Annotated in this window: 14 protein-coding genes and 1 pseudogene; 8 read left to right on the top strand and 7 right to left on the bottom strand. The window is 75.1% G+C overall.

Translation table 11 applies throughout. From position 1 onward, the window contains the following. Together GQR16_RS19700 and GQR16_RS18945 are read left to right on the top strand one after the other, a co-directional pair. Positions 1-424: pseudogene (locus tag GQR16_RS19700) on the top strand (hypothetical protein); the annotation flags it as partial. Positions 425-529: 105 nt separating this feature from the next. Next, a complete protein-coding gene (locus GQR16_RS18945) occupies positions 530-1,201 on the top strand; it encodes a 2-phosphosulfolactate phosphatase (RefSeq protein ID WP_157416733.1) in 672 nt (223 codons plus the stop codon). A 54-nt stretch (positions 1,202-1,255) separates the two neighbouring features. On the opposite strand, the gene GQR16_RS18950 is transcribed toward GQR16_RS18945, so the two are convergent. From GQR16_RS18950 to GQR16_RS18960, 3 genes are all read right to left on the bottom strand, one after another. After that, a complete protein-coding gene (locus tag GQR16_RS18950; RefSeq protein ID WP_246200941.1) occupies positions 1,256-1,918 on the bottom strand; it encodes a CGNR zinc finger domain-containing protein in 663 nt (220 codons plus the stop codon). Positions 1,919-2,069: 151 nt separating this feature from the next. Continuing rightward, complete coding sequence (locus GQR16_RS18955) at positions 2,070-2,567, bottom strand: SprT-like domain-containing protein (protein WP_157416734.1); 498 nt, start codon at positions 2,565-2,567, stop codon at positions 2,070-2,072. A 133-nt stretch (positions 2,568-2,700) separates the two neighbouring features. Continuing rightward, entirely contained in the window at positions 2,701-3,885 is a 1,185-nt protein-coding gene (locus tag GQR16_RS18960) for a PQQ-dependent sugar dehydrogenase (protein ID WP_246200942.1), read from the bottom strand. Between the two features lie 38 nt (positions 3,886-3,923). Between GQR16_RS18960 and GQR16_RS18965 the strand changes: the two genes are divergently transcribed. Genes GQR16_RS18965 through GQR16_RS18975 form a run of 3 tightly spaced genes read left to right on the top strand, consistent with a single transcriptional unit; the run spans position 3,924 to position 6,171 of the window. Then, positions 3,924-4,685, top strand: a complete 762-nt coding sequence (locus GQR16_RS18965; protein ID WP_157416735.1) for a LamB/YcsF family protein — start codon at positions 3,924-3,926, stop codon at positions 4,683-4,685. Next, complete coding sequence (locus GQR16_RS18970; RefSeq protein ID WP_157416736.1) at positions 4,682-5,305, top strand: 5-oxoprolinase subunit B family protein; 624 nt, start codon at positions 4,682-4,684, stop codon at positions 5,303-5,305. Before GQR16_RS18965 ends, GQR16_RS18970 begins: the two co-directional genes overlap by 4 nt. Then, entirely contained in the window at positions 5,305-6,171 is an 867-nt protein-coding gene (locus tag GQR16_RS18975) for a 5-oxoprolinase subunit C family protein (protein WP_157416737.1), read from the top strand. Before GQR16_RS18970 ends, GQR16_RS18975 begins: the two co-directional genes overlap by 1 nt. 83 nt (positions 6,172-6,254) lie before the next feature. On the opposite strand, the gene GQR16_RS18980 is transcribed toward GQR16_RS18975, so the two are convergent. From GQR16_RS18980 to GQR16_RS18990, 3 genes are read right to left on the bottom strand one after another with little or no spacing between them, the layout of a single operon-like run. Next, positions 6,255-7,115, bottom strand: coding sequence for a spermidine synthase (locus GQR16_RS18980; RefSeq protein WP_157416738.1), 861 nt, complete (start codon positions 7,113-7,115; stop codon positions 6,255-6,257). A gap of 58 nt (positions 7,116-7,173) precedes the next feature. After that, on the bottom strand, positions 7,174-7,929 hold the full coding sequence (locus GQR16_RS18985; protein WP_157416739.1) for a spermidine synthase: 756 nt from the start codon (positions 7,927-7,929) through the stop codon (positions 7,174-7,176). A 40-nt stretch (positions 7,930-7,969) separates the two neighbouring features. Then, on the bottom strand, positions 7,970-8,854 hold the full coding sequence (locus GQR16_RS18990; protein WP_157416740.1) for a hypothetical protein: 885 nt from the start codon (positions 8,852-8,854) through the stop codon (positions 7,970-7,972). Positions 8,855-9,032: 178 nt separating this feature from the next. Here GQR16_RS18990 and GQR16_RS18995 point away from each other — a divergent pair, with 178 nt between their 5' ends. Continuing rightward, entirely contained in the window at positions 9,033-9,476 is a 444-nt protein-coding gene (locus tag GQR16_RS18995; RefSeq protein WP_157416741.1) for a group I truncated hemoglobin, read from the top strand. Between the two features lie 12 nt (positions 9,477-9,488). Here the strand turns inward: GQR16_RS18995 and GQR16_RS19000 are convergent, their stop codons facing one another. Next, positions 9,489-12,137 (bottom strand): helix-turn-helix transcriptional regulator, encoded by a 2,649-nt coding sequence (locus GQR16_RS19000; protein ID WP_170298577.1) that lies wholly within the window; start codon positions 12,135-12,137, stop codon positions 9,489-9,491. A gap of 309 nt (positions 12,138-12,446) precedes the next feature. Between GQR16_RS19000 and GQR16_RS19005 the strand changes: the two genes are divergently transcribed. Both GQR16_RS19005 and GQR16_RS19010 read left to right on the top strand, forming a co-directional pair. Beyond that, positions 12,447-12,824, top strand: a complete 378-nt coding sequence (locus GQR16_RS19005) for a hypothetical protein (protein WP_157416743.1) — start codon at positions 12,447-12,449, stop codon at positions 12,822-12,824. A 1-nt stretch (position 12,825) separates the two neighbouring features. After that, positions 12,826-13,227 carry a hypothetical protein gene (locus GQR16_RS19010; protein ID WP_157416744.1) on the top strand — a complete coding sequence of 134 codons (402 nt, stop codon included), beginning with the start codon at positions 12,826-12,828 and terminating at the stop codon, positions 13,225-13,227. Positions 13,228-13,246 lie beyond the last annotated feature (19 nt).

The raw sequence follows: 13,246 nt of genomic DNA on the forward strand, positions 1-13,246 counted from the left end.
CGCCGGACCGGCCGCCGCGCTCGCGACCGCCGTCGCCGATGCCGCAGAGGTCCTGGGCACGCGCGCGCAGCGGGCGGCCGACCCGTTCGCCGCACGAGACCGTCTGCGCGTGGCGCGAGACCGGCTCGAGGCGGCGCGAGCCGCGTTGCGGGCCGCGCAGTCCAGGATCGACGGGGCCAGGAGCGCGCTCGGGGGAGCGCTCGCGATCGCCGAGAGCCAGTTGCGGGCGGCGAACGCCGCGATCGCGCACGGCGGCGGACGGGTCGGCGCCGACGCCCGCACCCGCCTCGCCGAGGCCGAGCGGCAGCTCGTCATCGCCAGGCAGGAACCCGACGCGGTGGCCGCGCTCGACGCTGCGCGCCGTGCGACCTCGCGCGCGAACGACGCCGAGGCGCTTGCCGTGTACGACGCCATGGGGCGCTGAGCGGCCCCTCCTGCGCGGCCCTGCGGAGCCCGCTGCGCCGCCGCGTCGCGTCATGAACGCCGCCCCGGTTCTGGGCTCGCCTCCGGTCGGCGCTAGCCTGTCGCGGTGAGCGATTCGACGGCCGCCCTCGGGCAGGCGAAGTACCAGGTCCGGTTCGACTGGGGCGTCGACGGTGCCCGGCGCATCCGGTCGGGGGCGCACGTCGTCGTGCTCGTCGACGCGGTGCTCGCCACGACGCAGGCCGTGCTCGCCGCCGAGCGGGGCGAGACGTTCGCGCTCGCCGAGGGCGGGGCTCCGGATGCCGCGTCCGCGGAGACGGCCGAGCTCGTGCGCGAACTGGCCGGCCACGACGTCGTCGTGCTCGCCGCCTCGCTCCGGAACCGCGAGGCGGTCGCCCGTCGCATCCTCGCCCTGCAGGAGGCGCGCGGCGAGCGGGTGTTCGTGGCGGTCGTCGCCGCGGGCGAGCGAGCCGCCGCCGGCGAGGGCGACGCGCATGCTCCGGCCACCGGCATCCGCTTCGCGATCGAGGACCAGCTCACCGCGGGTGCGGTGATCGACGCGCTCGTGCGACTCGGCATCGACCACACGTCGCCCGAGGCCGCGGTCGCGTGCGCGTCGTTCGAGGGGCTGAAGCATGCGGCCGTGCACCTCATCGGTGCTGCGGGCACGGGCGCGGGGCTCGCAGCCGAGGGGCGCAAGGACGAGGTGCGTCAGGCGACGCAGCGCGACGTCACCGACGTGGTGCCCGTGCTGCGCGGCGGGGTGTTCGGGGCGTAGCCCGCGGCATCCGCCCGCTCCGATCGCAGCTCCGAGCGGGGCCGCGGCTCGGAGTCAGGCCGCGGTCTGGTCGAGCGTGACGCGCCCGCTCGCGCTCGCCTTGCGCGCACGGTGGGCGCGGACCTTGGCGCGGTTGCCGCAGCGCTGCATCGAGCACCAGCGGCGCGTGGCGGCACGCGAGGTGTCGAGGTAGACCATGTGGCAGTCGGGGCCGTCGCACTCGCGGAGGCGCCCGGCGTTCTCGGGCGAGAACACGTCGACGGCGTCGCGCGCGATGGTGGCGAGCGCCTGCGGCACGGTGTGCACCGAGCGGCCGGCCTGTCGGGTGCCGCCGCCGAGCGACGGCGGGATGTCGGGGGTGGCCGCGTAGAGGTTGACGACGTCGACGTCGCCGCCGCGCAGCTCTTCGCCGTGGGCGGCGGCGCGGGCCATGCGCACGATCGCGTCGCGCAGCGAGACGGCGTCGAACAGGTCGCGCGAACGGGCCGATCCGACGGCCACCGGGAAGCGCTCGCGCAGCCACTCGGTCAGGTCGTCGGGGGCGTGCAGGCGCTCGTGCGCCGTCGGGGCCGGCGCGAGCTTCGGTGCGGCGGACTCGCCGAGGGCGCCGGTCACGGCGAAGTCGAGGGCGAACGAACCGGAGTCGAACCACCAGCGAATGCCTTCGCTGGAGACGAGCCATTGTCCGACGGGGATCGACACGGTTGAGACGGGCACCCGGCAATGCTAGCGGTCTGGACGGCCGTCGGATGTCGCGATCCGCTCACGGTTCCGGCGGCGTCGCGTCGTGAGACGGGTCGTCGTATTCCCATCGGCGCATGCGTCGGCGGCGCGCGGCCGCGATGCCGCGTGCAACGCTCACGGGGGCTCAGCCCGCGGTCGCGCTCGCCGCGCGTCGACGCACGGCGGCCGTGATCTCGCGGCGGTGCCAGACGATCAGGTTCGCCCGGTCGAAGCCGCGGTGGCAGACGCCGCAGCTGAGCGGCCTCGTGGGTTCGCGGTAGCGGAAGTGCTCGTGCCCCGCGGGGCAGCTGCCGACCCACGGTGCGAGCTCGTGGGCGACCTCGCCGTCGTGCGTGCGACGGCCGACGTAGCCGATCTCGGCGGCCGTGCGCCGCCACTTCGGCCCGTGCCCGGCACGGGGCCCGGCCATCGCGTGGGCCACCTCGTGCAGCAGGATCTGGTGGATCTCGTCGTCGTCGTAGCGCGCCGCGAGATAGCGCGAGACCGAGATGCGCTTCGACGTGTAGTTGCAGAGGCCCGCGCGCTTCTTGGCGTTGTCGTACCCGAAGCTCCAGACCGTCGGGTCGAGGTGCAGCACGATGAGGGCCTCGGCCCAACGTCGCACCCGCTCGAGATCCGCCATGAGACCGAGAATAGTCCCGGATGCCGCGTCGGCGGCAGGCCCGGATGCGGGTGTCCGATACGGCGGGCGGGTCCGCCGGCGAGTCTGCGGGGGAGTCGGACGGTGGGTCGGGCGGCGTCGTCGGCCCGCCGGGTCAGCCGGCCGGTGCGAGGCGCACGCGCAGCAGCCGGTCGTCGCCTTCGGAGGGCGAGCCGCGGCCGTCGGTGTTGTTCGTCAGCACCCAGAGCTCGCCGTCGGGCCCGGGGGCGACGTCGCGGAGCCGGCCGAGCTCGTCGACGAACCACGCGGTGGGCGGTGCGACGCCGGTCGACGCGGGGGCCGCGGCCAAGAGCCGTTCGCCGCGAAGGGCCGCGAGGAAGAGCGTGTCGCCGACGACCGCCAGCCCGCTCGGACTCGCCTCGGACGTCGGCCACTGCAGCACGGGATCGACGTAGCCCGCGACGCCGCCCTGCCCCTCGACGACCGGCCAGCCGTAGTTCGCGCCCGGCGTGATGCGGTTGAGCTCGTCCCACGTGTTCTGGCCGAACTCGGCGGCCCACATCGCGCCCGTCGCGTCCCACGCGAGTCCCTGGGGGTTGCGGTGCCCGATCGAGTAGACGAGCGAGCCGAACGGGTTGCCGGGCGCGGGCTGCCCCTCCGGGGTCATGCGGAGGATCTTGCCCGCGAGCGAGGACGGGTCCTGTGCGGGGTCGCGCAGGCCCCCGTCGCCGACGGTGGCGTAGAGGAATCCGTCGGGTCCGAAGGCGATGCGGCCGCCCTGGTGGTTCGCCGCCCCGCGCGGGATGCCGCCGAGCACGGTCTCGGGAGCGCCAACGGCGAGCGAGCCGGGAGCGCCGCTCAGCGGCATCCGCACGATGCGGTTCTCGGACGTCGCCGTGAAGTAGGCGTAGACGTACCCGGGGGTGCCGCCCTCGCCCGCGAGGTGCGCGAGGCCCAGCAGGCCGCCCTCGGCGCCCGTCACGACGTCGGGCACGGTGCCCGCGACGCGGAGCGAGCCGTCGGCTGTCACCTCGACGATGCGTGCCGTGTCGCGTTCGCTCACGAGCGTGCCGCCGTCGGGCAGCCGCAGGATCGACCAGGGGGCCTGCAGGCCCTGGGCCATGGTCTCGACGACCCCGGTCGGCACCATGACGGCCGGTGGGGCGACGGGCGTCGGCGAGGGGCTCGGGGTGGGCGTGGCCGAGGCGGTCGGCGTCGGCGTGCCGGGAGGACTCGACGGGGGTGCCGTGCGCTCGGCGGGTGCGGTGCACGACACGAGCGCGACCGCGATCACGGCCGCGGCAGCCGCGACCACGAGACGACCCGACGCGATACGCACGCCCCCAGTCTGTGCCGCGTCCCGGCAGAATGGAACGCATGCAGCCGACGATCGACCTGAACAGCGACCTCGGCGAGAGCTTCGGAGCCTGGCGCGTCGGCGACGACGACGCGATGTTCCGGGTGGTCACGAGTGCGAACGTGGCGTGCGGATTCCACGCGGGCGACGCGCTCACGATGGCCCGCAGCGCCGCGTCGGCCGCCCGCGAGGGCGTCGTGCTCGGCGCGCACCCTGGCTACCGCGACCTCGCCGGGTTCGGCCGTCGCGCGCTCGACACGAGCCCCGCCGAGATCGCCGCCGAGCTCCTCGTGCAGCTCGGCGCGCTCGACGGCGTGGCCCGCGCCTCGGGCATCCGGGTGCGCTACGTCAAGGCGCACGGTGCCCTGTACCACCGGCTCGCGGCCGATGCGGCGGCGGCGCGCGCGTTCGTCGAGGCGGTCGCGGCCTACGACCCGACGCTGCCGGTCCTCGGGCCGCCGGCGAGCGAGATCGAACGGGCGACGGATGCCGCGGGCCTGCGGTTCGCGCGGGAGGCCTTCGTGGATCGGGGCTACGCGGCCGACGGCTCGCTCGTGCCGCGCGGCGAGCCCGGCGCCGTGGTCGACGACCCTGCGGCCGCCGCGGACCGCGCGCTCGAGCTCGTCGAGACCGGGGGCATCGCGGCCGACGACGGCAGCCGGGTCGAGCTCGCCCCCGACTCGCTCTGCCTGCACGGCGACACCCCGGGCTCGGTCGCGATCGCCCGTGCGGTGCGCACCGCCCTCGAGGGCGCGGGCGTCTCGATCGAGGCGTTCGCGTGACCCGCCGACTGCTGCCGAGCGGCGAGGCGGCCCTGCTCGTCGAGTGCGACTCGCTCGACGAGGTGCTGGCGCTGCACGACGCGCTCGAGGCCGCTCGCCCCGACGGCGTGGTCGAGCTGGTGCCGGCCGCGCGCACGCTGCTCGTCGCGGTCGACCCCGGGCGCATGCCGCTCGAGTCCGCCGCCACCTGGGTGCGCCGCATCCCGGCCGAGGCCGGCTCCCGGGTCGCGGGTGCGCATGCCGACGCCGTGCGCATCCCGGTGGTCTACGACGGCGACGACCTGGCGGCGACCGCCGAGGTGCTCGACGTCTCGGTCGACGAGCTCGTGGCCCGGCACTCGGGCATCGAGTGGCGCGTCGCGTTCGGCGGCTTCGCGCCCGGCTTCGGCTACCTCGTGAGCGAGGCGTGGCCGTTCGAGGTGCCGCGGCTCGAGGCTCCTCGACCGCGCGTGCCCGCGGGGTCGGTGGCCGTCGCCGGGGCATTCGGCGGCGTCTACCCGAGGCAGAGCCCGGGCGGCTGGCGCCTGCTCGGACGCACCGCCGCGACCCTGTGGGACCCGGCCTCGAACGATCCGGCCGTGCTCGCGCCCGGCCGCCGCGTCAGGTTCGAGCAGGCCTGATGGCCGCCGGCACGCTCACCGTCGAGCACCCAGGGGCCCTCGCGCTCGTCGAGGACCTGGGCCGGCCCGGGTTCGCGCACCTCGGCGTCTCGTCGTCCGGCGCCCTCGATCGCGGAGGGCTGGCCCTCGCGAACCGGCTCGTCGGCAACCCGGCAGGTGCTGCGGCGCTCGAGGTCGTGATGGGCGGGCTGCGCGCCCGCTTCGACGCCGAGACCTGGTTCGCCGTCGCAGGGGCCTGGGGCGACCTGCGCCTCGACGAGCGCCGCATCGCGCCCTACACGGCCGCCCGCGCGCTGCCGGGCTCCGTGCTCGAGCTCGGCCTCGCCTCCCGGGGGGTGCGCTACGTGCTCGCGGTGCGCGGCGGACTCGACGTGCCGCCCGTGCTCGGCTCCCGATCGCGCGACACGCTCGCCGGGCTCGGACCGGAGCCCGTTCGCGCGGGCGACGTGCTGCCCATCGGGGCCCCGCCCGCGGCATCCGTTCCGCTGCTCGACCACGAGGCCGCGTTCCCGCCGCCCGAGGGCGTGGTCACGCTCGGCCTGCTGCCCGGCCCCCGCACCGACTGGTTCACGGATGCCGCGCACGCCGCGCTGTTCGACGGCGGCTGGCGTCTCTCGGAGCAGGCCGACCGCATCGGCGCGCGCCTGCTCGGCGCCCCGCTCGAGCGCCTCGTGCCGGGTGAGCTGCCGAGCGAGGCGACCGTGCCCGGATCCGTGCAGGTCGCGGGCGACGGACTGCCGACGATCCTGCTCGCCGACCGACCCGTCACCGGCGGATACCCCGTGATCGCGGTCGTCGCTGCGGCCTCGCTCGACGCGCTCGCGCAGGTGCGGCCCGGCCAGGCGGTGCGCTTCCGCCACGCGTGAGCCGCGGCATCCGCCCCGCTCGCGCGACGCCTGAGCGCGGTCGAGCGGATGCCGGTGGCGGGCGCCGCGCGGTCGGACCCGCCTCAGCGCTTGAGGAACACCGAGCGCGCGGGCGGCGGCGACGGCACCGCGGTCGCGTCGGTCACGGCGGGAGCCCCGGCGATGAAGCGGCGCAGCTCCTCGCCCTCGACGAGGCGGGCGGGCGCCGGATCGCTCGCGAGACGTCGCGGCAGACCCGCGAAGGGCAGTTCGGCGTGCGAGGCGTACATGACGACGTTGCCGAAGCGGCGCCCCTTGAGCATCGACGCGTCGGCCGCGAGCGCCACGTGCTCGAACACCTGCGAGAGGGTCGCCGCCTGCGATCGGGCGAACGCGAGCCCGGCGCCGTCGGCGACGTTCGCGGTCGCGATGCCGTGCGGGGCGAGGCGGCGCTCGAGCAGTTCGTAGAACTCGACGCTCGTGACGTGCGCGGGCGTGCGCGCACCCGAGAAGATGTCGACGACGGCGAGGTCGACCGCGCCGTCGAGGCCGGCGGGCAGCTTCGCGAGCACCTCGCGCGCGTCGCCGTGGCGCACCCGCACCTGGGCGCCGCGCGGCAGCGGCAGGTGCTCGCGCACGAGGTCGACGAGGTCGGACTCGAGCTCGACGACCTGCTGCCGGGATCCGGGGCGGGTCGCGGCCACGTAGCGGGGGAGGGTGAGCGCGCCGCCGCCGAGGTGCACGGCCGTGATGGCCTCGCCCTCGGGTCGCACGAGGTCGATCGCGTGGCCGATGCGCCGCACGTACTCGAACCCGAGCCAGTCGGGCCGGTCGAGTTCGACGTGCGACTGCGGGGTGCCGTCGACCGTGAGGGTCCAGGAGCCGGGCACCTGCCGCGACTCCTCGAGGCGTGCGAGGTGTCCGCTCACCGAGAGGCGGCGTTCGAGCGAGGGGTCTTCTGGCACGGAGGCCACGCTACCGCGCCCTCGCCGTGCGCCCCCTGGTCGCCGGCGTTCGCTGCGCTCAGCAGGCTCCCCAGAGGGCGAAGTCGAGCTTCGCGCCGGCCAGCACGGTCACGGGGAACGGCCCGCCGGCGTCGAGCCGCAGCGCGATCGCCTCCGGCAGGGTTCCGGAGGTCGCGACGAGCACGGTGTTGCCCTCCTCGCCGCCGTCGAGCACGTGCGCGTCGCCGACGGCGAGCAGCTCGGCGCCGGGAACGGCCCTCGCGAACGCGCGCGCCGAGGTGCGCAGCCGCGCCAGCCCCGCGGCATCCGCGATGTTGACGACGACGACGCCGCCCTCGCGCAGCAGGCCGAGGCACGCCGCGAGGAAGGAGGGGTCGTCGACGAACGCCGGCGCGTCGAGGTGGGTGTACACGTCGATCACCACGACGTCGAAGTGCTCGCCCCGCGCCGCCGAATCGCGCACGGCGAGCTCGGCGTCGACGATGCGCACCTCGATGCCGGATGCCGGCCACGGCGCCTTGGCCCGCACGACCTCGATGAGCTCGGCGTCGTGGTCGACGACTATCTGGATCGAACCCGGCCGGGTCGCGTCGACGTACCGGGGGAGCGTCAGCGCACCGCCGCCGAGGTGCAGCACGGCGATCGGGGCGCCGGGCAGCGCGATCGCGTCGACCACGTGGCCGACCCGCCGCAGGTACTCGAAGAAGAGGTGCGTGGGGTCGTCGAGGTCGAGGTGCGACTGCGCCGAGCCGTCGACGAGCAGCGTCAGCCCGTGCGGACTGAAGACGTCGGCCTCGAACTCGATGCGGGTCATGCAGGCATCGTCCCACGCGCGGACGTACGGGCGGCAGGCCTCAGCCGTGGTCGGCGCGCGTCTCGAACGCGTCGAGCGCGGCCTCGAGCAGGGCCGTTCGATCGAGTCCCGTGCGTGCCGCGAGGTCGGCGATGCGCCGTTCGAGGGCGTCGGGGTCGGATGTCGCGGCCGGGCCGTCGGCGACGGCGGGCGTGGCTTCGACCCGCGTGGGGCCTTCGGCGGGCGCCGGGCCCGCGGCATCCGCCGCCTGCACCGGCTGGTCGCGCACGAGGAGGGCGACCACCGGCAGCACGACGGTGCCGAGCGCGTCGATGATCGCGACGACGCCGAACCACCGCCAGTAGGTCTCGCCGTCGTCGCCCGGGATCTTCCAGTCGGTGAGCAGCGGGATCACGAGCAGCACCGCGACGACCGCGATGGCCGCGAGCGTGATCCAGAGGGCGATGCGCACGGCTCGGCGACGACGGCCCGAGAGCTGGAGGAGCAGGTTCGCGTGCGCGAGGCTCACCGCGACGATCGACGTGATGCCGAACCACCGCCAGAGCTCGGCCGGCCATCCGCCGCCGTTGTCGTACCAGGGCGTCCAGATGAGCACGAGGCCGATGACGAGCACGACGGCGCTGGCGCCGAGTCCGATGAAGCCGACGAGGCGGACCGGACGTGCGACCACGGTGAGATGGCAGAGCGCGAGGATGCTCGCGCCGGCGATGAGGAGCGTCGTGCCGAGCACCCGGCCCTGCACCTCGCCGAACTCGCCGCTCAGGAGCGTCACGATGCCGACGACGGCCGTGATCGACAGCGACGCCACGAGCACGACGATCGCCGTTCGGCGATACCCCCGAAGCGCCGTCGCGGCGGGGGACCGCGTCGGTGCGCCGGTCGGCGCAGCGCTCGGGTGCTGCTGGTCGGGGGCGTTCGGGCTCACACGGACCTCCTCGTCGATGGGGTCAGCCTAGGGGCGCGTCGACACCGTGCCGCGGAGCGCGCCGTCGTGAGCGCGTCGCGCCACGTGCCGAGTTGAGCAACGATTGCTCATTCCGACGGCGCGTGCGATCCGCGATGCTGGGATGCACGCCGCGCACGGCGACGACAGGAGGCCCCGCATGCACCCGATCTACGACGAGCTCGGCGGCAGCGACGGCGTGCGCACGGCCGTCACGGTGCTCTACAACCGCATCGCGGCCGACCCCGAGCTCGCGCCGTGGTTCGCCGACGTCGACGTCGAGCGGCTCAAGGCGCACCAGCGGGCGTTCCTCTCGGCCGCGTTCGGCGGTCCTCAGGTCTTCAGCGGACGCACCGCCGGTGAGGCGCACGAGGGCCTCGAGATCACGGATGCCGCGTTCGACCGGGTCGTGGGCACGCTGATGACGACCCTGGCCGACCTCGGGGTCGCGAACGAGGCCGTCGTCGTGGTCGGCGCGCGCCTCGAGGACCTCCGCGCCGACATCGTGAGCGCCGGCCTCGTGAGCGCCGACCTCGTGAGCGCCGACACGTCGGGCGAGCCCCGGCATCCGCTCGTCGAGGCAGCCGAGCTCGCCGGCGACTGACGGGCGGCCCCTTCACAGCTGCAGTTCGTGCCGTCCTCGGATGCCGAGCTTCGAGTAGGTCGCCTGCAGGTGGTTGTTCACGGTGCGCGGCGAGAGGAAGAGGCGCTGCGCGATCTCGTTCGAGCTGAGCCCCTGCGCGGCGAGCGACGCGATCTCGCGTTCGCGGGGCGTGAGCGGCTCGCTGCCGTCGGTGAAGGTCAGCAGCGGCGTGCGCGCGCCCTCGCAGGCGGCGGCGAGTGCGGCGGCCCGTTGCAGGTCGGCCGACGCGTCGCGACCGTCGCCGTCGGCCCGTGCGGCCTGGCCGGCCGACGCGAACGCCTCGGCCGCGAAGATCAGGGCCCCGCGGCGCTCCCACTCGGCGCCGACCTCGCGAAGCAGCACGGCGTCGGCGGATGCCTCGGCGCGCGCGTGCCCGGCCCGCAGGCCGATCTCGGGGGCGCCGGTCAGCGCGCCGAGCGACTCGAGCCGTTCGGCGGCGTCCTTCGCGTGCGCGGGGGAGCCGAGCCGGGCGAGCGTGTGCAGGAACGACGCGGCCACGTTGTTCGCGCCGCGGGGCAGCACCTGCTCCACGCGCGTGAGCAGGATCTGCGCCGCGCCGTCGGTGTCGCCCTCGAGGCGCGCGATCCACGCGTCGGAGAGCGCGGTGAGGGTGTCTTCGCGGTCGTAGCCCGGGCCGAACCGGGCGCGCACCTCGCGGGCGCGTTCGAGGTCGCCCTGCATGCACGCGATGACGGTGAGGAATCCGAGCGACGGGCCGCGCAGCGACGCGGGACCGCGCAGCTCGGCGCCGCTCAGCGTGTCGCGGAACCATCGAGCCGCGGTGTCGAGCCGGCCGGCGGCCCAGAACTGGCGGCCCATGAGGAACTCTGCATGGCGGGCGGTGAGCTCGTCCTCGTTGCGGATCGCGTCGTGCAGCATCTCGATCGTGACCGTGCGCGCGTCGGTGTACCGGTCGGTCTCGATGAGGGCGTAGGCGTAGGGGATCTGCGCTCGCCGCCTGGGGATGTGCGCGCCCGCCCCTGAGGCGTACGCGACGGCCGCCTCGGCCTCGGCGACCGCCTCGGGCGAGCGCTGCAGCTGCGAGAGCGGCATCGAGCGCGCGAGCGAGACGAGCGCGCGTTCGACCGGGCTCTCGCCGAGTTTCGCCGACGCCTCGTCGACGAGCGCGAGCGCCTCCTCGGCGCGGAGCAGGTGCAGCACGAGCGTCGCCTTGCTGATGAGCAGCATGGGCAACTGTTCGGGCAGCGCCCGACCGATCTCGTCGAGCAGCCGGATGCCGCGTTCGCTGCCGAGCGGATCGCCGCCGTAGATGTCGGCCCGCTTCGTCGCGATCACGGCGAGCAGCGCCTCGGGATGCTCGGTGCCGCGCGCCGCGCTCTCGGCGTCGGCGAGGGCCTCGAGCGCCTCCGGGCCGCGGCCGAGCGACCACAGCAGCTCTCCGTGCAGCAGGTGCGCCGCGGCATCCGTCGCCCCCGCCTCGATCGCGGCCTCGACGAGGCGGGCCGCGGTGCGGTGGTCGTGCGCGCGCTGGGCGAGGGCCGCCGACCGCACGAGCAGGTCGGGATCGGACGGGCGGCCGGCGTCGAGGCGCCAGGTCGCGACCCGGAGCTCGTCGACGGGCGTCATCGGCAGGCTCGACACGAGATCGGCCTGCTCGGCGAGCAGCGAGATCGCGCGGATGCGGGGGAGCGACTCGCGCACCGCGGCCGCGTAGTGCGGATGGGCGAGCGTCAGCGCGACGCCGTGCCCCGACTCGTCGACGAGGATCAGGCCGCGCTGCTCGAGCTCGGCGAGCGCCTCGGCCGCGCCCGGTCGCGCGAACTCGTCGACGCCGAGCGGTTCGCAGAGCGCGAGGCGTTCGACCGCGTCGCGCTCCTCGGGCCCGAGGGCGCGGAGGCGGGCGCGGATCAGGTCGCGCAGCGCCGGGGTGCCGCTCGGATCACCCGTGAGCTGCCAGTGCCCGTCGGCCAGCACGAGCGAGCCGGATTGCGCGGCCCCGAGCACGAGCTCGCGCAGGAACAGCGGATTGCCGTGCGACGTGCGGTGCAGGCCCACCGCGTCGCGATGCGCGATGGGCGCGCCGAGCACCGTGGCCAGCAGCTCGGTGACCTCGTCGAGCTCGAGCGGGGCGATGTCGAGGCGCAGCGAGTCGGATGCCCCCGCGATCGGCAGGATGCCGTCGGGAACGGGCTGGCCCTCGGGCAGCGTCGCGATCACGCTCAGGCCGCCCGCCGCCGCGAGCTGGGCGATCAGGGCGATCGACACGGTGTCGGCCCATGAGAGGTCGTCGACCGCGAGCAGCACCCTGCGGCCGGCCGCGAGGTCGGCGATGGTCGCGCTCGTCGACGTGAACAGCAGCAGCGGGTCCGACGCCGAGGGCAGCACCGGGTTCGCGACGCCACGAGCGATGGCCGGAGCGAACGTGGCGAACGGCACCGCGGACAGCGCCGGGTTGCCGCTCGCGGTGAGCACGAGCCATCCGTCGTCCGTGAGCCGTTCGGCGACGGCCGACTGGATGCTGCTCTTGCCGATGCCCGACGGCCCGTAGAGGAACACCGACCGGGAGCGACCGGCGGCCAACGCCCCGACGGCCCGCTCGAGCTGCGCGTCGCGACCCACGAGCGGCCACGTGCCGTCGAGCTCGGGGCCGATCGAGACCATGGCCGTCCTTCGGTCGTTCGCCGCCACCGGGCCGGGAGCGCGGGTGGGTTCACTGTACGACTGCCGGCCGCCGGGCGCAGTACCCCGCAAAGGGGGGTATCGATGGGCAGTGCGCCCGCCCGCCTGAGCAATGCCCGCCGCCGCCTGAGTAAGCGATGCCGGGCAGTTGAGCAGGCCATGCCCATCCGGCGGGTGCACCCGGCGCGGGAACCTCGGTGTCATCGGGTCGTGCGGCCCTCGCGGCCGGATCGGCCCCGCACACTCCGCACCTCATCGGAACCACGAATCACACGGATCAGGAGCACGATCATGGGTCTCTTCAAGCAGTTCGGCGACATGGCGCAGATGGTCAAGGCGGCCCCCGGCCTCATCGACCAGGCGAACACCCTCCAGGCGCAGTCCGCCCAGTACCAGCAGCAGATGAACGCGCAGGCCGCGTACGCGATGACCGCCGAGGCCGCTCCCGGCGCCCTCGAGCCGATCGCCGGCGTCGACCTCGAGCGGTACGCCCGCATCTCGAAGGGCATCGCCGCCTATGGCTACGACGCGGCCATGCTGCCGACCGTCGCCGCGATGTTCGGCGTCGACGGCCCCTCATGGGACGCCGCCGCAGCCGGCTGGGGTGCGCGCATCCAGGCCGACCGCGGTGTCGGCCGCCGCTTCAACGAGCTCTACTCGGCGGTGTGACGTGGGCTTCCTCAAGGACCTCGCCACGCTGACCCGCCAGGGCCACGAGATGCAGAGTCGCATGGATGTCGGTGCGCAGCTGGCGCAGGCCCAGGCCTCGATGGAGCAGGCGAGCCGCATGATGGCCGCCACCACCCCCTCGGCCCCGGAGCCCCACCTCGAGGCGCAACGACTGCGCACCACGGCCACGGTGCTCGACGCCCGGCAGCTGCCGATGATGTTCGGCATGAACGCGCTCGTCGAGCTCGACCTGCACGTGCTCATGCCGGGCGGCGTTCCGCTGCCCGTGACGCGCACCGAGCAGCTCGCGCCCCTCCACCTCGCCAGGGCCCTGCCCGGCTCCACCCTCGACGTCAGCATCGTGCCGGGCCGCCCCGACACCGTGCGCGTCGAGTGGGCGTGACGCCCGAACACCGCAGCAC

Source organism: Agromyces allii, assembly GCF_009749385.1.
Classification (GTDB): Bacteria; Actinomycetota; Actinomycetes; order Actinomycetales; family Microbacteriaceae; genus Agromyces; species Agromyces allii.

Bases quoted from the DNA above. Each gene is read 5' to 3' on its own strand.
- GQR16_RS19000 (WP_170298577.1), bottom strand. From the start codon at position 12,137: ATGGTCTCGATCGGCCCCGAGCTCGACGGCACGTGGCCGCTCGTGGGT.
- GQR16_RS18975 (WP_157416737.1), top strand. From the start codon at position 5,305: ATGGCCGCCGGCACGCTCACCGTCGAGCACCCAGGGGCCCTCGCGCTC.
- GQR16_RS18985 (WP_157416739.1), bottom strand. From the start codon at position 7,929: ATGACCCGCATCGAGTTCGAGGCCGACGTCTTCAGTCCGCACGGGCTG.
- GQR16_RS18955 (WP_157416734.1), bottom strand. From the start codon at position 2,567: ATGGCGGATCTCGAGCGGGTGCGACGTTGGGCCGAGGCCCTCATCGTG.
- GQR16_RS18965 (WP_157416735.1), top strand. From the start codon at position 3,924: ATGCAGCCGACGATCGACCTGAACAGCGACCTCGGCGAGAGCTTCGGA.
- GQR16_RS18995 (WP_157416741.1), top strand. From the start codon at position 9,033: ATGCACCCGATCTACGACGAGCTCGGCGGCAGCGACGGCGTGCGCACG.
- GQR16_RS19005 (WP_157416743.1), top strand. From the start codon at position 12,447: ATGGGTCTCTTCAAGCAGTTCGGCGACATGGCGCAGATGGTCAAGGCG.